Origin of the sequence: Pseudonocardia sp. KRD291, from assembly GCF_019263595.1 — a bacterium.
Taxonomy (GTDB): Bacteria; Actinomycetota; Actinomycetes; order Mycobacteriales; family Pseudonocardiaceae; genus Pseudonocardia.
The window spans coordinates 33884-52835 of the sequence record NZ_JADQDD010000008.1 but is presented as its reverse complement, the minus strand read 5'-3'; the positions used below and the strand labels follow the sequence as shown (position 1 = coordinate 52835).

The 18952-nt window shown below is 74.5% G+C and carries 21 protein-coding genes; 11 read left to right on the top strand and 10 right to left on the bottom strand.

Annotated elements, in window-relative coordinates; translation table 11 throughout:
• Nucleotides 1-2463 (top strand): DNA polymerase ligase N-terminal domain-containing protein (locus tag I4I78_RS32490; RefSeq protein WP_226378975.1); only part of this gene is annotated, 2463 nt, incomplete at its 5' end.
• A 32-nt stretch (nt 2464-2495) separates the two neighbouring features.
• Here the strand turns inward: I4I78_RS32490 and I4I78_RS02755 are convergent.
• Both I4I78_RS02755 and I4I78_RS02750 read right to left on the bottom strand, forming a co-directional pair.
• Nucleotides 2496-3194 carry a hypothetical protein gene (locus tag I4I78_RS02755; protein WP_218609563.1) on the bottom strand — a complete coding sequence of 233 codons (699 nt, stop codon included), beginning with the start codon at nt 3192-3194 and terminating at the stop codon, nt 2496-2498.
• The gene (locus tag I4I78_RS02750; protein WP_218609562.1) at nt 3191-3643 is read right to left on the bottom strand and encodes a hypothetical protein; all 453 of its coding nucleotides are present in this window, start codon (nt 3641-3643) and stop codon (nt 3191-3193) included. Before I4I78_RS02750 ends, I4I78_RS02755 begins: the two co-directional genes overlap by 4 nt.
• 225 nt (nt 3644-3868) lie before the next feature.
• Between I4I78_RS02750 and I4I78_RS02745 the strand changes: the two genes are divergently transcribed.
• Complete coding sequence (locus I4I78_RS02745; protein WP_218609561.1) at nt 3869-4663, top strand: SDR family oxidoreductase; 795 nt, start codon at nt 3869-3871, stop codon at nt 4661-4663.
• Between the two features lie 109 nt (nt 4664-4772).
• Here the strand turns inward: I4I78_RS02745 and I4I78_RS02740 are convergent, their stop codons facing one another.
• On the bottom strand, nt 4773-5525 hold the full coding sequence (locus I4I78_RS02740; protein ID WP_308251863.1) for a GAF and ANTAR domain-containing protein: 753 nt from the start codon (nt 5523-5525) through the stop codon (nt 4773-4775).
• Between the two features lie 130 nt (nt 5526-5655).
• On the opposite strand from I4I78_RS02740, the gene I4I78_RS02735 reads away from it, so the two are divergent.
• The 4 genes from I4I78_RS02735 (at nt 5656) to I4I78_RS02720 (ending at nt 7959) form a co-directional block, all read left to right on the top strand.
• Nucleotides 5656-6141, top strand: coding sequence for a DUF2243 domain-containing protein (locus tag I4I78_RS02735; protein ID WP_226378974.1), 486 nt, complete (start codon nt 5656-5658; stop codon nt 6139-6141).
• A 44-nt stretch (nt 6142-6185) separates the two neighbouring features.
• Nucleotides 6186-7073 (top strand): cytochrome c oxidase assembly protein, encoded by an 888-nt coding sequence (locus I4I78_RS02730; RefSeq protein ID WP_218609560.1) that lies wholly within the window; start codon nt 6186-6188, stop codon nt 7071-7073.
• 16 nt (nt 7074-7089) lie between these two features.
• Entirely contained in the window at nt 7090-7464 is a 375-nt protein-coding gene (locus I4I78_RS02725; RefSeq protein ID WP_218609559.1) for a hypothetical protein, read from the top strand.
• A 159-nt stretch (nt 7465-7623) separates the two neighbouring features.
• Nucleotides 7624-7959 (top strand): DUF6457 domain-containing protein, encoded by a 336-nt coding sequence (locus I4I78_RS02720; protein WP_218609558.1) that lies wholly within the window; start codon nt 7624-7626, stop codon nt 7957-7959.
• A 579-nt stretch (nt 7960-8538) separates the two neighbouring features.
• On the opposite strand, the gene I4I78_RS02715 is transcribed toward I4I78_RS02720, so the two are convergent.
• The 4 genes from I4I78_RS02715 to I4I78_RS02700 all read right to left on the bottom strand — a co-directional run bounded on the left by I4I78_RS02715 (nt 8539) and on the right by I4I78_RS02700 (nt 10943).
• A complete protein-coding gene (locus I4I78_RS02715; RefSeq protein WP_218609557.1) occupies nt 8539-8769 on the bottom strand; it encodes an acyl carrier protein in 231 nt (76 codons plus the stop codon).
• Nucleotides 8770-8851: 82 nt separating this feature from the next.
• Complete coding sequence (locus tag I4I78_RS02710) at nt 8852-9763, bottom strand: PfkB family carbohydrate kinase (RefSeq protein WP_218609556.1); 912 nt, start codon at nt 9761-9763, stop codon at nt 8852-8854.
• Nucleotides 9760-10524 carry an alpha/beta fold hydrolase gene (locus I4I78_RS02705; RefSeq protein ID WP_218609555.1) on the bottom strand — a complete coding sequence of 255 codons (765 nt, stop codon included), beginning with the start codon at nt 10522-10524 and terminating at the stop codon, nt 9760-9762. Before I4I78_RS02705 ends, I4I78_RS02710 begins: the two co-directional genes overlap by 4 nt.
• 107 nt (nt 10525-10631) lie before the next feature.
• Nucleotides 10632-10943 carry a hypothetical protein gene (locus tag I4I78_RS02700; RefSeq protein ID WP_218609554.1) on the bottom strand — a complete coding sequence of 104 codons (312 nt, stop codon included), beginning with the start codon at nt 10941-10943 and terminating at the stop codon, nt 10632-10634.
• On the opposite strand from I4I78_RS02700, the gene I4I78_RS34130 reads away from it, so the two are divergent.
• On the top strand, nt 10942-11421 hold the full coding sequence (locus I4I78_RS34130; protein WP_226378973.1) for a DUF2795 domain-containing protein: 480 nt from the start codon (nt 10942-10944) through the stop codon (nt 11419-11421). The genes I4I78_RS02700 and I4I78_RS34130 overlap by 2 nt on opposite strands.
• On the opposite strand, the gene I4I78_RS02690 is transcribed toward I4I78_RS34130, so the two are convergent.
• Nucleotides 11316-12377: an SDR family oxidoreductase gene (locus tag I4I78_RS02690; protein WP_218609552.1), complete on the bottom strand. Its 1062-nt coding sequence runs from the start codon at nt 12375-12377 to the stop codon at nt 11316-11318. The genes I4I78_RS34130 and I4I78_RS02690 overlap by 106 nt on opposite strands.
• Before the next feature lie 223 nt (nt 12378-12600).
• On the opposite strand from I4I78_RS02690, the gene I4I78_RS02685 reads away from it, so the two are divergent.
• Together I4I78_RS02685 and I4I78_RS02680 are read left to right on the top strand one after the other, a co-directional pair.
• Nucleotides 12601-13338: a GAF and ANTAR domain-containing protein gene (locus tag I4I78_RS02685; RefSeq protein WP_308251862.1), complete on the top strand. Its 738-nt coding sequence runs from the start codon at nt 12601-12603 to the stop codon at nt 13336-13338.
• 177 nt (nt 13339-13515) lie between these two features.
• Nucleotides 13516-13995, top strand: coding sequence for an STAS domain-containing protein (locus I4I78_RS02680; RefSeq protein ID WP_218609551.1), 480 nt, complete (start codon nt 13516-13518; stop codon nt 13993-13995).
• A 52-nt stretch (nt 13996-14047) separates the two neighbouring features.
• Here I4I78_RS02680 and I4I78_RS02675 read toward each other — a convergent pair whose 3' ends face one another.
• Both I4I78_RS02675 and I4I78_RS02670 read right to left on the bottom strand, forming a co-directional pair.
• Nucleotides 14048-15049 (bottom strand): MEDS domain-containing protein, encoded by a 1002-nt coding sequence (locus I4I78_RS02675; RefSeq protein ID WP_218609550.1) that lies wholly within the window; start codon nt 15047-15049, stop codon nt 14048-14050.
• Entirely contained in the window at nt 15046-15432 is a 387-nt protein-coding gene (locus tag I4I78_RS02670; RefSeq protein WP_218609549.1) for a hemerythrin domain-containing protein, read from the bottom strand. Before I4I78_RS02670 ends, I4I78_RS02675 begins: the two co-directional genes overlap by 4 nt.
• A gap of 142 nt (nt 15433-15574) precedes the next feature.
• On the opposite strand from I4I78_RS02670, the gene I4I78_RS02665 reads away from it, so the two are divergent.
• Nucleotides 15575-16858, top strand: a complete 1284-nt coding sequence (locus I4I78_RS02665) for an acetyl-CoA carboxylase biotin carboxylase subunit family protein (RefSeq protein WP_226378970.1) — start codon at nt 15575-15577, stop codon at nt 16856-16858.
• Nucleotides 16859-16927: 69 nt separating this feature from the next.
• Nucleotides 16928-18952, top strand: a complete 2025-nt coding sequence (locus I4I78_RS02660; RefSeq protein ID WP_218609547.1) for a CocE/NonD family hydrolase — start codon at nt 16928-16930, stop codon at nt 18950-18952.

The window sequence follows — 18952 nt, the reverse complement described above, 5'->3', positions numbered from 1 at the left end:
AACGGCAACGACGTCACCGGCGCCTACCCCGACCTCGTCGACGGCCTGCACAGCGACCGTCCGCTGCTGTTCGACGGCGAGATCGTCGCCTCGGACGTGGCCGGGCGGCCCGACTTCGGGTTGCTGCAGCAGCGGATGCACGTCCGCAGCCCGGGCGCCCGGCTGCTCACCGACGTCCCGGTCTCCCTCTACGTGTTCGACCTGCTCCTCGACGGCGACGACGACCTGGTGGGCCTGCCCTACGACGCGCGCCGGGAGCGGCTGGACGCACTCGGCGCGCAGCCGTGGCCGCGGGTGTCGGTACCGGCGGCGTACACCGGCGTGAGCGGCGCGGCGATGCTCGAGGTGGCCGGCGGGTACGGGCTGGAGGGGGTCGTCGCCAAGCGTCGCGACTCCCGCTACGAGCCGGGCCGCCGGTCCGCGAACTGGACGAAGACCGCGCTGTTGCGCACCCAGGAGGTCGTGATCGGCGGGTGGAGCCCGGGCGCGGGGCGCCGCAGCTCGACCCTGGGCTCGTTGCTGCTCGGCGCGCGCGACGAGCAGGACCGGCTGCGCTTCCTCGGCCACGTGGGGACCGGGTTCACCGAGGCGATGCTGCGCGACCTGCTCGCACGCCTGGAACCACTGCGCCGCGCCGACAGCCCGTTCGACGAGACCGTCCCGCGCGAGCACGCCCGCCGGGCCCGGTGGGTCGACCCGCAGCTGGTGGGCGAGGTCGAGTACCGCCGGCTGACCTCGGACGGGCGGTTGCGGCACGCGGCCTGGCGGGGCCTGCGCCCGGACCGCGAGCCCGGTGAGATCCGCCTGGCCGCCGAACCCGACGCCGCGGACCCTGAGGGCGACTCCGCACAGGCGCCGGCCACACCGCCCGGGCCGGAGCGGCTGGCGCCCTACCTGGCCAAACGGGACCTGGACGAGACCCCGGAACCCGCCGGTGGCCGCTCCGGCGGCGGCGCACCGATCTTCGTGGTGCAACGGCACGACGCGAGCCGCCTGCACTACGACCTGCGCCTGGGGTTGGACGGCGCGCTGGCCAGCTGGGCCGTGCCGCGCGGCCCGACGCTGGACCCGGACGTGCGCCGGATGGCGGTGCGGGTCGAGGACCACCCGATCGACTACGCCGGGTTCGAGGGGGTGATCCCGGCCGGTCAGTACGGCGGGGGACCGGTGGTCGTCTGGGACCTCGGGACGTGGGTGCCCGCAGACGGGGCCGACCCGGCCCGCGAGCTCGAGCGCGGCGAGCTGCACTTCGACCTGCACGGGGACAAGCTCGGCGGCCGCTTCGCCCTCGTCCGCCGCGGCGCCGGCGGCGACCGGGGCAAGGAGCAGTGGCTGCTGGTGCACAAGCACGACGAGCGCGCCGAGCCCGGCTGGGACGCCGAGGACCATCCCGACTCGGTGCTCAGCGGCCGCAGCACCGAGGACGTCGCGGCCGCACCCGCCGCGATGTGGCAGGGGCAGGCGTCGGTGGCCCACGCCGAGGTCCCGCTCGGCCCCCGCGCCGCGCAGGGACACGAGCCGGTCACCGCCGCGGAGCTGGCCGAGCTGGACGCGCTCGGGGCGAAGGGCACCTGGTCGGTCGGCGGGTACGAGGTCGCGCTGACCAACCTGGACAAGGTGCTCTTCCCGGGCACCGGCGACGAGCCGGCGACGACGAAGCGCGACCTGGTCGGCTACATGGCCCGGATGTCGACGTTCATGCTGCCCTACCTGGCCGGCAGGCCGGTCAACCTGCACCGCTACCCCGACGGCGTGGACCGCTCCGGGTTCTGGCAGAAGGAGGTGCCCGACCACGCGCCGGAGTGGCTCCGGCGCTGGCACAACGTCGACGCCGACCCCGGCGAGACGCGGTGCTACGCCGTCCTCGACCACGTCGCGTCGCTGGTGTGGGCGGCCAACTACGGCGCGGTCGAGCTGCACCCGTGGACGTCGAGCCTGCCCGACGTGCGGCAACCGGACTGGGCGCTGATCGACATCGACCCGGGTACGCGGACCGGGTTCGAGGAGGTGCTCGTGCTGGCCCGTCTCTACCGCACCGCGTTGGAGCACCTGGACGTCCGGGCGGCGCCCAAGGTCACCGGCCGGCGCGGCGTCCAGATCTGGGTTCCGATCGAGCCCGGTTACTCGTTCGACGACACCCGCGCCTGGGTCGAGCAGCTGTCCCGGGCGGTCGGGCGCACCGTCCCCGAGCTGGTGTCCTGGGAGTGGCACACCGACCGGCGGCGCGGGCTGGCCCGTCTCGACTACACCCAGAACGCGATCAACAAGACCCTGGTCGCGCCGTTCAGCCCCCGCCCGGGCGCGCACGCGCCGGTCTCGGTGCCGGTGACCTGGGACCGGCTCGACGACCCGGAACTACGCCCGGACCGGTGGACGCTGCGATCGGCACCCGCGCACGTCGCCGAGGCGGGCGACCCACTGGCCGCCCTCGTCGGGTACGCGCAGCGGCTCCCGCCGCTGTGAGGCGCACGGCCGGGCGAGTTCCGGGCGCGCTCTCAGAGCGTTCCGAGGTCGGCCACCACGTCGACCCCGGCGTCGCCGCCCAACCGGGCGAACGCGGCCGTCCGCCCGGGCTCCGCGGGCGCCGTCGCGGCCAGCTCCCGGCGCAGCCGGACCAGGTGGCGGGTCAGCTCCGGTGCGAGCGTGGTCTGTCCGCTCCAGAGCTGGATCCGGGTGCCGTCGCGCCCGGTCAGCGACCCGGCGTCGAGCGCGGGCGGCAGGACGAGCGGCTCCGCGTCCGGCTCTCCGAGCGCGACCATGACCTGCACGCACCGGCCCGGTGCCGGTTCGTGCAGCACCCGTGCCCGGCTCCTCGTCGGGGGCGCCGTGAGCGTCAACGCGAACAGCGGCACCAGCAGCACCAGCCCGACCGTCCAGCCCGACGCCGGCGCGAGCACGGGCCGGCAGGCCGCGGGCCCGCACCGCGCCGGGTCGAGTCCGCGCTGCGCCGCGGTGTCCGGCGGGATCCGGACCTCCCAGCCCGCGCACCGGGGCCGGGGAGCCGACGCCGTGGCCGTCGCGGCGCCGCGCTCGGGACCGACCGCGACGGCCCGCTCGGTGTCGCGGACCGGGACCACCGACCAGACACCGGACCGCAGTCCCGCCCGCGAGCACACCGCCACCTGCAACGGACGTGGACCGGCGACGCGGACGGGCCGAGGCCCCGCCGTGTCCGCGCCGATCACCCCGGTCACGTCGTGCGCTCCGGTCGCAGGGCGTCCAGTGCGGACGCGACCGACGGGTAGGTGCGACACCGGTCGAGGTGGGTCCGCAGCTGCAGCGGCGCGGACGAGTCCATGGTGCAGCCGATCACGAGCAGCTCGATGCCGGCGCGGGCGCACGCGTAGCGGGCGTGCCCGATCGCCTCGGGCCCGCCGCGGGTCCAGCGGGTGACCTCGGACAGGTCGATGAGCAGGTTCCGCAGCATGCGACGGCCGGCGCGCACGGTCGTCAGCTCCGCGTCGACGAGCCGCAGCAGCCGCACCGAGCCACGCCGGTCCATCGGACCACGGGTACGTACGAGGCGGGCGCCGGAGGAGAGGGTCTCGACGGTGAGGGCGGGCGGTGCGTCGACGAGCGCCGGTCCGGCGGGTACCGCGATCCCGAGGTCGGTGTCGGGCCGGGTGGGAGAGGAGACGGTCATGAGATCTGACCCCCTGGTTCGTGCGGGAGGCCGGGACGCGGCCCAGCCCGCGAGGCCGAACGCCGGGCCGCTTCTCCACCCGGACGGAGCGAGGTCGGTGTACCCCCGGGACACCTGCCGGAAACCGGGACACCTGCCGGAAACACGCTCGCACATGGTCCCGCGTGCCCGCGTGGAACCGGCCCGGCCCGTTACGGAGCCTGCGGAACGGGTAGGCGGGGCGACATGGACACCGACAAGCCACTGGCCCTGGTCACCGGAGCGTCGTCGGGGATCGGGAAGGAGACAGCCGCCCGCCTCGCGGCCCGCGGTTTCGACCTCGTGGTCTGCGCCGAGGACGAGCGCCTCACCGCTGCCGCCGCCGCGTTGCGCGGCGGCACCGGTGTCGACGTGCAGGAGGTGCGTGCCGACCTGCGCCGTCCGGACGAGGTGGAGAAGTTGTGGTCCGCGGTCGCCGGCACCGGCCGGGCCGTGTCGCTGGCGGTGCTCAACGCCGGAGTCGGGCAGGGCGGGCCGTTCGTCGAGACCGACCTGGACGACGAGCGTTCGGTGATCGACCTCAACGTCACCTCGACGGTGCACCTGGGCAAGCTCGTGCTGCGCGACATGGTCGCCCGCGGCGAGGGCGACGTGCTGATCACCTCGTCGATCGCGGCCACCATGCCGGGTACCTACCAGGCCATCTACAACGCGTCGAAGGCGTTCTTGCAGTCGTTCGCGACGGCGGTGCGAGCCGAGCTGGACGGGACCGGTGTCTCGATCACCTCGGTGATGCCCGGGCCGACCGAGACCGACTTCTTCCACCGGGCGGGGATGGACGACACGGCGGTCGGAGCCGGCGAGAAGGACGACGCCGGACAGGTCGCCGAGCAGGCCGTGGCGGCCGTGCTGGCGCGCCGCGAGAAGGTGGTGGCCGGGTCGCTGGGGACGAAGGCGCAGGGCGCGGCGAACGACGTGCTCCCGGACGCCGCGAAGGCGGCGATGCACCGGCGGATGGCCGAGCCCGGCTCGGCCGGGTAGTGCGGCCGTCCGCGGTGCACACGAAGCGGGGCGGGCCGGTGACTACTGCCGGTGTGCCGGCCCGGCCCCGACGCCCGGGCCCTGACACCCTGCCGCCCGGGCGGCGACGTCAGTCCTCGGCGGTCGCGGTGGCGCGTTCGGTGGCCTGGGCGGCCAGGAAGTGCGCCACGCTCGCCAGCTTGACGTTGGTCTCGCTGGAGGTGCGGACGAGCAGGGCGAACGCCTGGTCGGCGGTCATCGTGAAGCGCTCCATCAGGATGCCCTTGGCCTGCCCGATCTCGTCGCGCGAGTCCAGCGCACGGGTCAGGTGCGCGATCTCCTGCACACCGAACACGGTGACGGCGGCGTGTGCGGCGAACAACCCGCCCAGGTGGTGCGCGTCGCTGTCGAACGCGTCCACGCCGAGCGCGTAGAGGTTCAGCGCGCCGGCGCTGCCGTCCCGGGCGAACAGCTGGAACGACAGCAGGCTGCCCACCCCGCGCTCGCGGGCGGCGGCGGCCCAGCGCGGCCAGCGTGTCTCCGCGGCCATGTCCGGGATCTCGACCCGGGTCTCCTGGTGGATGGCGTCGAGGCAGGGGCCCTCACCGAGCTCGTTCTGCAACCGGTCCAGCTCGTCGACGACGACGCTGGACGGCGCGTAGGACCGCACCGTCCGGTCGTGCTCGACCAACGAGATGCCGGCGTCGGTGGCGGGCGGGATCACCGAGATGGCACCGACCACGATCTGCCGGGCGGCCTGGGTGACGTCACCGCGGTTGCGGAGGAGCTCGTGCGCTGCATTGTCCATCGCCGCGACCAGGTCCTCACCGGAGTACTTCTCGGGCTCGTGCGCAGCGGCCCCACGATCCTGTCCGACTGCCACAGCGTTCACCTCCGGTTCGGGTCGCACGACCTGGCGAGACCGGGCGACCCCGGTCAGCCTGTCACGGAACCGGCGGGCGGGGCGAGGTGGCGGCCGGTGTACCGGGGCCCGCGCCGGGTAGGCGCCGGGCATGACGGAGAGCACCGGCCCGGAGGCGGCCCAGGGTTCCCGCAGCAGCGACCGGAGTGCGGGTACGAACGTGCTGTGCGGGGTCCTGCTCGGGCTCGGTCTGGTGGCGTTCGTCGACGAGACCGTGTTCCACCAGCTGCTGCACTGGCACCATTTCTACGACCGGGCCGGCTCCGGCGCCGGACTGGTCTCGGACGGGCTGTTCCACGCGTTCAGCTGGTTCGCCACCGTCGCCGCCGGGTTCCTGTACGCCCGGCTGCGCCGCGAGCACGCGGTGCGGTGGCGGTCGCTGGTCGGCGGCCTGCTGGTCGGGGCCGGGTTCTTCCAGCTCTACGACGGCCTGGTGCAGCACAAGCTGCTCGGGCTGCACCAGATCCGCTACGACGTCGACCTGGTGCCCTACGACCTGCTGTGGAACCTCTCGGCCGCGGTCATCCTGGTGGCGGGGGCGGTACTGCTGGTCTCCGCGCGGTCGCGGGCATCGTGACCGGCGGGCACGCCACCGGCGGCCATTCCACTGCCGGCCATGTCGTGGGCGGCCATGCCACCGGCGGCCATGTCGTCAGCGGCTCGACGGTGGTGGCGGCGGCGTTGCTGGTGCCGGCCGTGGCCTACGGCGTCGCCGTGCTGCGGGCGCGCGGGCGCGGCCGAGCGTGGCCGTGGTGGCGGACCGTGTTCTGGCTCGCAGGTCTGGCCGCGGCAGCGGTGGTCCTGGCCGGCCCACTCGCCGAGCGGGCGCACACCGACTTCCGGGTGCACATGCTCGGGCACCTGCTGCTGGGGATGCTGGCGCCGCTGCTGCTCGTGTGGGCCGCCCCGGTCACGCTGGCGATGCGTGCCCTGCCGGTCGGTGCGGCGCGTGCGCTGTCCCGGGCCCTGCGCTCGGCACCGGCGCGGGTGCTGACCCACCCGGTCGTCGCGGCCGTCCTCGATGTCGGTGGGCTGTGGGTGCTCTACCGCACCGGCCTCTACGCGGCCAGCACCACCGACCCGGCACTGCACCTGCTGGTGCACGCGCACGTCCTGCTGGCCGGGTGCCTGTTCGTCGCGTCGATCGCCGGACCGGACCCGGCTCCGCACCGGTCGCCCCCGGTTCTGCGGGCCGCGGTCCTGGTGCTGGCCACCGCGGCGCACGACATCCTGTCGAAGACGATCTACGCCGACCCGCCGGACGGCGTCACCGCCGCCGCGGCCGAGGCCGCGGGCCAGCTCATGTACTACGGCGGCCTACCGGTGGAGCTGGCCCTGGCCGTGCTGCTGTGCCGCGAGTGGCTGGGTCGCGGTCGGGCCGGGTCGCGTCAGGCCGGGCCGCACGGGGTCGGGTCGCGCCGGACCCGGCCGCACCGGGCCGGGTCGCGCGGGGTCGGGCCTCGGGGGACGGTCCTGGGCCGAGCGGCGCACGGTGTCGGGCGGCCCTGAGCGGGTACAGCGCGGCATGCGGAAACCGATCTCTCCCGCTCTGCACGGCGCGCTCGACTACGGCTTCCTCGGGATGATGCTCGTCGTCCCGCGGCTACTCGGGCTCGACCGCAGGGCACGCGCCCTGTTCGGCACGTTCGGCGCGGTCCAGGGCACCCTCAACGCCCTCACCGACCAACCGCTCGGGGTGGCCCGACTGGTCCCGTTCGCCACGCACGGCACGGCCGAGCGGGACAGCCTCCCGCTGTTCGTGGCGCTACCGCTGCTGACCGGGGTGCTGCGTGACCGCGCGGCGCTCGGCTTCTTCCTGGGCGCGGGCGCCACCCTGGTGACGGTCTACAACCTCACCGACTGGGATGCGGTCCCGGACACACGCGCGCCGGCGCGCTGACCGGCCGAGAGGTGCCGTGCCCACCACGGGCCCGGCCGGTCAGGTGCGGTCACCGGCATGGCGGTCGACGTCGACGGGCGGGGCGGTGTGACCGAGACCACGCCGTTCCGTCGTCGACCGCCCGGATTGAGAGGCCGCCCGGCGGGAATGCGGCCGACGATGACTACCGACCCGCTTCAGGAATGGTTGACCACGGTCGAGCGCGAGCTCGGCCTGCACCGATCGGAGGGTGACGACCACGGCCTCGACGCCGTGCACCAGGTCGCCGACCTGGTCTCGGACAAGGTGGACGCCTCGGTCGCGGCCCGCACCGCGTTCCTGATCGGCGCCGCGGCCGGGCGCGCCGAGGAGCCGCCGATCGCCGCGCACGACTTCACCGAGAAGATCGCCGCGCTGGCCCGCAGCTGGAACGCCGACACCGAACGTGCCGCGCAGCCGAACGACCCCGCGAACCGCGCGAGCCACACCGCGGGACCCGGCGACGGTTCCCGCTGACCCGACGTGGCCGCTCGGCCGGGGCGGCCCCACAACCGCCGACATGCGTCTCAGCGCTCCTCGACGCTCGGATACTCGCGCTGGGATGCACCTCGGCGGGTGGGCCCGACGCGGGCGCGCCTCGAGGCCGGTGATCTCGGGTACGGCGGGTGGGAGCCGTAGCCGGGGGTGTCGCCGCCGTCGGGTGTGGTGTCGCTGATCGGAGCGGCGGCCGGGCGTGCGCCCGAGACGCACCCCCGCCCTGGCCGCGTACCGGGCCCGGTCTGCGGTCAGGGGCGGCGAACGATCGTCACCGGCTCGACGGTCCGGGGTAGCGGCGCGAACGTCGACGGCTCGACGCCGAACGTGGCCCCGAGGCGGTGGATGGGCAGATCGGCCAGGCCGCCCTGCGAGCCGAGGCCGCCGGTGGGTGTCGGCTCGCGGCCGACGGGGTCGTGTCGCTCATCGGACCGGCGTACCTCCCGTGTCGGCCGTCGACCCCCGGCCCGCTCGGTGCTCCGAGGCCGCCGGACGCGCTGACGCGCTGACGCGCCGGCACCGTGAGGGTGCCGGCGCGTCACGGTCGCCACGGCCAGGACCTCAGCCGACGCCTTCCTTCTTCTGCAGCTCGGCGAGCAGGTCGTGACAGGTCGCCGCCCGCTTCGAGTCCTCCTCCATCACCTTCTCGAAGAACGAGGCCACGTCCTCGTAGCCGGCGTTGCGGGCGTCGCGCACGTACTGGCCGTAGTCGTGGCCGCCCTTGAGCGCGTGGTACTGCACGGACACGAGGTCGAAGACGACGTCTCCGAAGCCGGTCTCACCGGTTGCCATCGTGATCACTCCCTGTCTTCTGTGTCGGTTGGTGCACCGGGCGCGTACCCCCGCGATCCGGCCCCATTCACCGCGGCAGCGGTCAGATCCCGCGCAGGTCCGGGCGTCCACCGGCCCGTTGCACGGTCGACGCGGCCGCGTCGACGGCGCGGCGCACGGCGTCGGCCGGGTCGGCGCCCTCGTCGAGGGCGACGGCCAGCGCCGCGGTCATCGCGTCGCCGGCGCCGGTCGGGTCCAGCACGTCGACGTCGGCCAGCGGCAGGAACTCCTCGCCGCCGGCCCGCAGCGCGACGTTGCCCGCACCCTCGACGCCGAGCAGCACCGTGTCCGGGCCGGCCTCGTGCAGCGACCGGGCCAGGGCGGTCACCTCGGCGACCGCGTCCTCGCCGCGCCCGCGCACCGGCCCGCCACCGAGCAGCTCGGCCTCCGGGGCGTCGGCGCGCAGCACGTCCACGTGGCGCAGCAGCTCGGCGCGCTCGCGTTCGGCGGGTGCACCGTCGAGCACCACACGTGCTCCGCCCGCGCGGGCGTGCCGGGCCGCCGCGAGCAACGCCGGCCCGGGCTGCTGGGCCTGCAGCACCACCGTCGACGCGTCGCGCAGGCGCGGTGCGGCGGCGTCGACGTCGGGCACGTCGAGCAGCACCGGCTCCTGCAGGTCCTCCAGGTAGCGCCGCCCGCCGTCGCGTTCGAGTATCTCCACGATCAGCCCGGTGGCGGTGTCGCGGCGGCGGACGACGACGCCGACGTCTATGCCGTCATCGCGTGCGCGGGTGAGCAGCTCGTCGCCGACGCCGTCGTCGCCGGCCACCGCGAGCAGGGCGACCCGCGCGCCGAGCTGTGCGGCTCCGACCGCGCAGTTGGCGCCCTTGCCGCCGAGCATCTCCCGGCGCCGCGCCACGGTGGCCCCGCCGCCGACCGGCGGCAGCTCCTCCACGCCGATCACCAGGTCCCGGGCGAGCTGACCGGCGACCACGACGTCCGGGCGCCGGCTCATCCCGCGGCCCGGAGGTCGGCGGTGGACGGGTCGCGCCGGGCAGGTCGCCGTCGGGCAGGTCGCCGCCGGGTGGGCCCCCGGCTGTCCCCACGGTGGTCCCGGCGTAGGGCGACGGCCACCTGGTCCAGCACCCGCTCGTCGGTGAGCATGCCCAGGTGACCGCCGCCGACCTCGACGTTGCGGGCGCGGGAGTCGATGCTCGCCGCCGCCGGGACGACCCGGTCGGCCCGGCTGTAGACGCTGGTCAGCGGGAGGTCGGGGGGCCAGTCGCGGCGCAGGTCGGCGCGGAAGGCACGACAGCACGCGCCGAGCAGGCAGCTCAGCCTCAGGAACCCCGGCACGCCGACGGTGCCGGCCGCGGCCATCGCGGCGACCGCCGCGTAGGTGGGCAGCGCGACGCCGGTCATCCCGAGCGGCGTGCCCAGCGTGACCAGGCCGGCGACCCGGTCCGGTGCGGCGTGTGCGGCCACCCGGGCGAACTGCCCGCCCCGGCTGTGCCCGACCAGCGCGACCGGCTCGGCCGCGTCGTCCGCCGCGGCGTGTATCCGCTCCACCAGGGTGTCGACCGTGCGCTGGGCGCACCCCACCCCTGCTCCGATCGCGACCGGGGTGACGGTGTGTCCGCGCTGCTCCAGCGCGTGCGCCATCGGCCGCAGCAGCCCGACCGGGGTGGCCAGTCCGCCGACCAGCAGTACCGGGCCCGCGTCCGTGTCACGCGCGTCCGTGTCGCCCCTGTCGGGGGCGCGTGTCCTGGACGTCATGGCAGTTCTCCTGTCCGCCGTTCGCGGCCGGTGGCGGGCCGATCGCCGGACGACTACCCGCGGTCGGCCGCGGCATTCGGAGGCGACCGGCGCGGCCGTGCCGGCGGTCAGCCCGGTTCGCCGCGCCACTTCCGATAGAGCACCCAGGCCAGGTCGATCAGCGCGACCACCGCGATCGCGACCAGGCCCCACCCGAACGGGGCGAGCCCCGGTACCCGGAAGACCAGTACGGCGCCGACGACGCAGACCAGGAGCCCGAACGCGGCCAGCACCGCCCGCAGGGTGAGTGCGCTGCGTCCCGGTGTCGCGCCGCCGATGCCGGCCGTCGGGTCGTGGTAGCCGGGCAGTCCCTCCCGGTAGGCCGCGCGCCGGTCCGGGTCGGACGTGCGGCTCCGCTCCTGGTTCGGTTCTGCGTCCATGGCTGCGGCTACCCGCGCACCGCGACGTCACGCGCGCAGGCCGGCACGCCCGCACGTCCGCCGGCGAGTCGCGGAAGCCGGGGTTGGACGGCGGCCCGCGGGGTACCGACCGTCCAGGGGATTTCAGGTGACCGATGTGCAGAAGGCGCTCGCCGGGGCGGACTACCCGGCCGACGGCGAGCCGCTCGCCGAGCTGGCCCGCAACGACGGGGCCGGTAACGACCTCGTCTCGGCGCTGCGTCCGCTGCGGGAGGTGGACGGGCCGAGCGGCGTGATGAGCCAGCTCCAGGCGACCTCGGCGGCCCCGAGTGACCGCGCGGCCCCGAGAAACCGGGCAGCTCCGGGCAGCCGGGCCCGGACCGGACCGGCTCCCTACTCGGCCGGGACCTCGTCGTCGTGCTCGTGCCAGCGGCGTGCGGCGTCCCGGTCGAGCCGGGTCAGCCGGGCGAACCAGCCCGTCCGGCGCCCGGTCGCGTGACCGGGTACCGGTCCGGGTGCCGGACGGGTCGGGTCGGGGGCGTCGTCCGGTGAGCCGACCGGGGCCGGCAGCAGGCGCGCGGTCAGGGCGAGTGCCCGCAGCGTCAGCCCGGGGGCCAGCGCGTGCAGCCGTACCCCCAGCTTCGCCGCCGGGGTCAGCACCACCTCCGGGCGGCCGCGCAGCGCGGCGCGCACCAGCCGCCGGGCGGCACGTTCGGCGTCCATCGAGAGCACCGGCGTGCTCGCGGCGAGGGTGAACCAGCGCTGCTCGGCCGCCCGGCGCCCGGTGAACAGCGCGTTGCGCGGGGAGCCGGTCCGCATCAGCCCGGGCACCGCCACCGTCACGCCGACTCCGAGCGCGTCGGCCTCCACCCGCAGCCCCTCGGCGAACCCGACGGCCGCGTGCTTGGCCGCGGTGTAGGGCAGCAGGTGCGGCGCGGGCAGCTTGCCGCCCACCGAGGTGACCGCCAGTACCCGCCCGCGACGCCGGCGCAGCAGCGGCAGCGCCGCGCGCACCGGGTGCACCGTCCCCCAGAACATGGCGTCCATCGCCTTTACGTGATCGGCCACCCGGATGTCGGGAGCGGGCCCGACCTGGATCACCCCCGCGTTGGTGACCAGCATGTCGAGCCGGCCGAAGCGGTCCTCGGTCTCCGACATCAGCCGTGTCACGTCGTCCGGGTCCGCGACGTCGGCCTCGACGGCGAGCACCTCGGTCCCGCGGCCGGCCAGGTCCTCGCGGGCGGCCCGCAGCCCCTCCCCGGAACGGGCGCAGATCACCACGGCGTGTCCGCGGTCGCCGAGCTCGCGGGCGAGCAGGAACCCCAGGCCGCGGCTGGCTCCGGTGACCAGGGCGACCGGGCGGGTCGAGACCGTGCCGGCGCGGTTGCCGGCGGCCGGGTTGTCGGGGACCGGGTCGTCGGGAGCCGGGGCGCTGCCCTCATGCGTGTTCGCCATGGCGCTCGGGTGCCCGCGGACGGGGCAGGCAATCCGGCCCGCGCCGACCCGTCCCGGACGACACGTCCCCACGCGGCGTCCACCGCACCGGGGCCCCTAAGATCAAGGACCGGTCGAGCACACGGCCGCGGACGACGGCGTACGCCGCGTCCGAACGTCCGTGTGCACGTCCCAGCCGCGGCGATGACGATTCTCGATCTCGACCGTGGTGGTGGGAGTGCCAGTGTATCCGGATGAGTGGGCGGCGTTGACCGCGATGCTGGTCGACGGCGCGGAGCGCGTCACCCGCCGGGGTGGGCTGCGGGATCTGGACCAGACGCTGCGTGCGTTGGTCGACATGGCGGTGCAGAACGTCCCCGGTGCCGACTTCGGTGGGTTCACCATGCGCGAGGACGGCCGGTTGACCACCCGCGCGCCCAGTGACGCGGCGATCGTGGAGCTGGACCGGCTGCAGGCGGAGCTGGGGGAGGGCCCGTGCGCGACCGCATTGTCGGTGGGCGGGGTGACGGTGGTGCAGGTCGACGACTTCGTCGAGGAGCACGGTCGTTGGCCGCGGTTCGCCCCGGCGGCGACGCGGGCGGGGGTGCAGAGCCTGGTGTCGTTCGCGATGGCGCCGCGGGACGCGGCTCCGGGTGCGATGAACCTGTACTCGCGGCGGCGTGCGGCGTTCGGTGAGGTGGACCGTGCGCTGGGTGCGGCGTTCGCGAGCCAGGTCGCGGTGGCGGTGTACGGGGCGCGGATGGTGGAACACATGCAGCGGGCCCTGGGATCGCGGGACGTGATCGGGCAGGCCAAGGGGATCCTGATGGAGCGGTTCGGCCTCGGTGCGGAGGAGGCCTTCGAACTGCTGGTGCGCAGCTCGCAGGACTCCAACCTCAAGCTCTACGACGTCGCGCAGTGGCTGACCGGCGGGGGGCCCCACGGTGCGGGCATCGATCCGCGGTCGCCCGCGTCGTCCTGACCGGCGACGCCACGCGGAGCAGGGTAGGGGCGGACTTGCGCACCGGCGCCGGCCGCGCCATGGTGGAGGACGATACGGAGCGGTTGAAGCGACAGCACGCCCGTCCGACAGTCGGCAGACGTCCCGGGACCCCTCGGTCCGGACGTGGCCGACCGGATCCGGACCGGAGCGATTGCCATGCAACCCATCACCCGGCCTGCCGACATCGGGTGCCACACGACGATCGAGCAGCACCCCGAGGTCCAGCCCCGCCCCGAGGTCCTGCAGCGCCCGGGCGACCTGCTCACGTTGTCCCGTCGCCGTTCGCGCCGCGGAACCGCGGAGATCCGGATCCGGGGCGACATCGACATGCTCAGTGCTCCGTCGCTGGCCAGGCACGTCGCCCGGCACGGGACGGGCTGCGCCCGGCTCGTGCTCGACCTGCGGCAGGTGACCTTCTGCGACGCCCGCGGGGTGCAGGTCCTGATCGAGGCCGGGCATGCGGCGCGCGAGAACGGCGTGGAGATGCTCGTCGTCGTCGAAGCCGCCAGCATGACCGAGCGGGTCCTGCGCCTGTGCCGGGCGGGCCGGGAGCTCCGCATCGCCACGCAGCCCGGCCTCGTCGCCACGCAGCCCGGCCTCGTCGCCGCGCAGGACGGGCCGGGCGGTCGCGGGTAGTCCGGTCGGGCGCCGTCGCGCCCCAGGGTTCCTGCCGCGCACCCGCCGCCCGTCAGCCGGTGGCGACCCGCAGCGTGAACCCCTCCGGTGAGTGCTCGAACGTCACGTACGGGCACACCTGCATCGTCGTCCACAGCCCGAGACCGCCGCTCAGTGCCGTCGGGTCCGGCAGCAGCCCCGCGAACGGGCTGCTCGGCCCGGGCCCGGTGTCGGTCACCGCGGCCACCGCGTGCCCGCGTCCGGACCAGAGCCGGACCCGTACCGGCGGGACCCCGTGCAGGAACGCGTTGGACACGGCCTCGCTGAGGCCGAACACGAACGCCTCCACCCGGTGCGGCGGCAGGTGGGCGGTGAGGTAGCGGGCCGCGGTGCGCGCCGCGGCGGGCGTCGGGTCGAGCAGGTCCTGGTGCGCCGGCCCGTCCTCGAGCGGGTGCCCGGCCGGAGGTCGCGGCCGGGCCAGGAACTCCTCGGCCGGGAGCACGTCGGGGTTGCGGCGGTGCCGGCTCCGGCCGTCACTGAGGTACGGGTGCGTCGCGAGGACGTCGTCGACCACGTCGGACGGGGTGGTGCGCAGGTCGTAGGGACACATCGACCACGCGTCGAAGTCACCGAGGATGTGCCCGGATGCTGCTTCGTAACGTGACCACCAGTCCCACGCCGAGGGGTGTGGCGCACCGAGGCCGCCGTCGAAGGACGTGCCGGCCCCGGCCGGGGCCGCAGCACCGGGACGGCCCGGGTGCGGTACCTCGCCGACGATCCGCACCCGTGCCGCCCCGGCGTCACGCTGCGCGGCGAGCGCCTCGCGGTAGCCGGCGATGGCGGCCGTCGGGTTGCCCGCGCTGCGCGGGGCCGGGAAGAACACGATCGGCGCGTCGGACAGCTCCCGGCGCAACGAGGCGGCGACGTCGTCTGCGACCGCGACCAGACCCGCCTCCCCGGCGGCGAGCCCGTCGCGCAGGAACGACGCGGTCATGTCGAGCATCTCGTCGTCGCTGCGGAACAACGCCGCCTCGTGCGTCAGGCCGCCGCCCGCCGTCACCGGGCTGCGGCTCACGTACGCCGCCGCGGTAGCAGGACGCGGTCCTCCCATTCGAGGTGCCGGCGCAGCGCGCAGACCAGGTCGCGCGCCGCCGCAGGCTCGGCGGTGCCCGCGGCCTCGATCCGGCGCACGATCCGTTCGAGCTGCTCGTGGTCCTCGATGCCGCGCTCGACCAGCCGGTCACCGTCGGGCAGTGACCGGCGGGCCGCCGGGTAGAGGTGCATCTCCTTGGCCACCGTGAGCTCGACGATCTCCTCGATCAGCGTGGCCATGAGTGCGGACCGGTCCGGCACGTGCGGGTCGGTCACCGCCCGGTCGAGACGGTCGCAGGCGGTGCGGTGCGCGTCCACCAGGTCGTCCGGTGCGGCCCTCACGGAGTTGGACACGGCGTCGGTCACGGAGCGCTCCTGCGGTCGGTGGCGGTCGTCACGGTGCGCGGCAGTTACCGCGGAACCGGGGGTGTTTACCCGCTGCGAGCCCGGGCATGCCCCTGAACGAGGCCACATCGTCGTCAGTGACCACATGAGGAGTGAACACACGTTGTCCGAGTCGTCGCGAGTCGCCCAGGTGTTCGTGCTGGGCCTGGATGATCACAACCGGGAGGTGCTGGAGGCACTGCCGGACGCCGAGAACTACCGGTTCCACCCGCTGCTCACGATCGAGGAGCTCCAGTACGGCGACGAGATCCCGGTACAGGAGCTGCTGGACAAGGCGAAGGCCGAGCTGGACGCGTTCGACGGCACGGTGGACGCGGTCATCGGGTTCTGGGACTTCCCGGTCAGCACGATGGTGCCGCTGCTGTGCTCGCACGCCCGGACGCACTGCGCGAGCCTCGAGTCGGTCATCAAGTGCGAGCACAAGTACTGGAGCCGGCTCGAGCAGCAGAAGGTGATCGACGAGTACCCGGCGTTCGGGCTGGTCGACCCCGACGGCGACAAGCAGCCGCCGGAGGGGCTCCGCTACCCGATGTGGGTCAAGCCGGTGAAGTCGTTCTCCTCCGACCTGGCGTTCGGGGTCGAGGACGAGGACCAGTTCCGGGACGCCCTGGCCGAGATCAGCGAGAAGATCGGCCGGGTCGGGGAGCCGTTCGAGGTGATCCTCAACCGGCTCGACCTGCCACCGGAGCTGGCCGAGGCGGGTGGGCGCGCCTGCCTGGTCGAGGAGACGATGCAGGGCCAGCAGGTCACTCTCGAGGGCTACGTGCGCGGCGACGAGGTGCACATCTTCGGTGTCGTGGACACCGTCAACCGCGACGACGTGCCGAGCCAGGACCGGTTCCAGTACCCGTCGTCCCTTCCGGAGGCCGCGGCCGAGCGGATGGCCGAGGTCTCCCGGCGGATCGTGCGCCAGGTCGGCCTGGACAACACCACGTTCAACATCGAGTTCTTCTGGGACTCCGACGCCGACCGGATCCGGGTGCTCGAGGTCAACCCGCGGCACTCGCAGTCGCACGCCGAGCTGTTCGCGAACGTCGACGGGGCCGCCAACCACCGCGCGATGCTCGAGCTCGCGCTGGGCCGGGACCCGCACATGCCGCACCGGCAGGGCCCGCACGCGATGGCGGCCAAGTGGTTCCTGCGCCGCCTCTCCGACGGCCGGGCGACGCGGGTCCCGACCGCCGAGGAGGTCGCGGCCGTGGAGTCCGCCGTGCCCGGGGTGACCGTGGATGTCATCGTGTCCGAGGGCGAGCGGCTCAGCGAGCTGCCCGACCAGGACAGCTACAGCTACAAGATCGCGAACATCTACATCGGCGGCGCGGACGAGGCCGAGCTGTCCGACAAGTTCGACCGCTGCGCCGAGATGCTCACGTTCCGGTTCGAGTGATCCCGTGCGCGGACGTCGCTGCCCCGGCGGCGGCGTCCGCGCACGACCCCGAGTGAGGAGGTCGAGACCGTGCGCACGGTGACGTCGATGCCGTACGAGGTCCACGAGACAGAACACACCATGATCCCGCTCTCCGACGGCACGCGGCTGGCCGCGCGGATCTGGCGTCCGGACGAGTCCCTGGCGGGCCCGGTACCGGCGGTGCTCGAGTTCATCCCGTACCGCAAGCGCGACCACACCGCGCCGCGCGACGCGATGCACCATCCCTACCTGGCCGGGCACGGCTACGCCGCGGTGCGGGTGGACCTGCGCGGCAGCGGCGAGTCCGACGGCGTGCTCACCGACGAGTACCTCGAGCAGGAGCTCGTCGACGCCGAGGAGGTCCTCGCCTGGCTGGCCGCGCAGCCCTGGTGCAGCGGCCGGACCGGGATGATGGGGATCTCCTGGGGCGGGTTCAACGCGCTGCAGGTGGCCGCGCGGCGCCCGGAGAGCCTGGGCGCGATCGCGACCGTGTGCTCGACCGACGACCGCTACGCCGACGACGTGCACTACATGGGCGGCTGCCTGCTCGGGGACAACCTGTCCTGGGCCTCGACGATGTTCTCGTTCAACTCCTGCCCACCGGACCCCGCGCTGGTCGGGGACCGCTGGAAGGAGATGTGGCTGGAGCGGATGCGGGAGAGCGGCCTGTGGGTGCAGAAGTGGCTGCGCCACCAGCGCCGTGACGACTACTGGCGGCACGGCTCGATCTGCGAGGACTACTCGGCGGTGCAGTGCCCGGTGCTGGCCGTGAGCGGCTGGGCCGACGGGTACTCGAACTCGGTGTTCCGGCTGATGGAGCGCCTCGACGTGCCGCGCAAGGGCCTGATCGGCCCGTGGTCGCACAAGTACCCGCACATGGGCGAGCCGGGCCCCGCGGTCGGGTTCCTGCAGGAGCTCGTCCGGTGGTGGGACCGCTGGCTCAAGGACACCGACAACGGGATCATGGACGAGCCGATGCTGCGCACGTTCATGCAGGACACCGTGCCGCCGTCGACGGCCTACGAGGACCGTCCGGGCCGCTGGGTGGGTGAACCGTCCTGGCCGTCGCCGCACGTCGACACGGTCGCGTTCCCGCTGCTGCCGACCAAGCTCGGTGACCGCGACGAACGCGCCGACGAGGCGGAGCTGACCGTGTCCTCGCCGCTGTCGGTCGGGCAGTTCGCCGGCAAGTGGTGCTCCTACAACGCGCCGCCGGACCTGCCCTACGACCAGCGCGAGGAGGACGGCGGGTCGCTGGTCTTCGACAGCGACGTGCTGACCGAGTCGCACGAGATCCTCGGTGCCCCGGAGCTCGAACTGGAGTGCTCGGTGGACCGGCCGGTCGCGATGGTCGCCGCGCGCCTGTCCGACGTGGCACCGGACGGGCGGGCCACCCGCGTGACCTACGGCCTGCTCAACCTGACCCACCGCGACTCCGACGCCGAGCCGGCGCCGCTGGAGCCCGGGCGGCGCTACCGGGTGCGGGTCGGGCTCAACGGTGTGGCGCAGCACTTCCCGGCCGGACACCGGATCCGGTTGTCGCTCTCGACCTCGTACTGGCCGCTGGCCTGGACCCCGCCCGAGCCGGTGTGCCTGTCGGTGGTGACCGGGCAGAGCACCTTGAGCCTGCCGTTGCGCCGTACCGGGGACCCGGACGAGGCCCCGGTGCGGCCGTTCGACGCGCCCGAGGGCACGCCGCCGCCGGCCACGACGCAGACCCGGCCGGGGGAGCAGCGCTGGCAGGTCACCCGGGACCTGGTCGACTACGTCTCCGAGCTGCACGTGGTGAAGGACCCCGGCGGCTACCGGCTCGACGACATCGACCTCGAGGTCGACGAGCGGGTGGAGGAGCGCTACAGCTGCCGCGGCGACGCGTTCGACTCGGTGCGCGGCGAGGTCGTCTCGCGGGTACGGCTGAGCCGCGGCGACTGGGACGCCTCCGCGGTGACCCGTACCGTGATGACCTCCGACGCGCACGACTTCCACCTGCACGCCGAGCTGGACGCCTACCACGGCGCGGAGCGGGTGCTGTCGCTGAACTGGTCGGACAGCATCGCGCGGGACTGTGTGTGA

Bases quoted from the DNA above. Each gene is read 5' to 3' on its own strand.
- I4I78_RS02750 (WP_218609562.1), bottom strand. From the start codon at position 3,643: ATGACCGTCTCCTCTCCCACCCGGCCCGACACCGACCTCGGGATCGCG.
- I4I78_RS02745 (WP_218609561.1), top strand. From the start codon at position 3,869: ATGGACACCGACAAGCCACTGGCCCTGGTCACCGGAGCGTCGTCGGGG.
- I4I78_RS02735 (WP_226378974.1), top strand. From the start codon at position 5,656: ATGACGGAGAGCACCGGCCCGGAGGCGGCCCAGGGTTCCCGCAGCAGC.
- I4I78_RS02725 (WP_218609559.1), top strand. From the start codon at position 7,090: ATGCGGAAACCGATCTCTCCCGCTCTGCACGGCGCGCTCGACTACGGC.
- I4I78_RS02720 (WP_218609558.1), top strand. From the start codon at position 7,624: ATGACTACCGACCCGCTTCAGGAATGGTTGACCACGGTCGAGCGCGAG.
- I4I78_RS02715 (WP_218609557.1), bottom strand. From the start codon at position 8,769: ATGGCAACCGGTGAGACCGGCTTCGGAGACGTCGTCTTCGACCTCGTG.
- I4I78_RS02710 (WP_218609556.1), bottom strand. From the start codon at position 9,763: ATGAGCCGGCGCCCGGACGTCGTGGTCGCCGGTCAGCTCGCCCGGGAC.
- I4I78_RS02705 (WP_218609555.1), bottom strand. From the start codon at position 10,524: ATGACGTCCAGGACACGCGCCCCCGACAGGGGCGACACGGACGCGCGT.
- I4I78_RS34130 (WP_226378973.1), top strand. From the start codon at position 10,942: ATGGCTGCGGCTACCCGCGCACCGCGACGTCACGCGCGCAGGCCGGCA.
- I4I78_RS02700 (WP_218609554.1), bottom strand. From the start codon at position 10,943: ATGGACGCAGAACCGAACCAGGAGCGGAGCCGCACGTCCGACCCGGAC.
- I4I78_RS02690 (WP_218609552.1), bottom strand. From the start codon at position 12,377: ATGGCGAACACGCATGAGGGCAGCGCCCCGGCTCCCGACGACCCGGTC.
- I4I78_RS02680 (WP_218609551.1), top strand. From the start codon at position 13,516: ATGCAACCCATCACCCGGCCTGCCGACATCGGGTGCCACACGACGATC.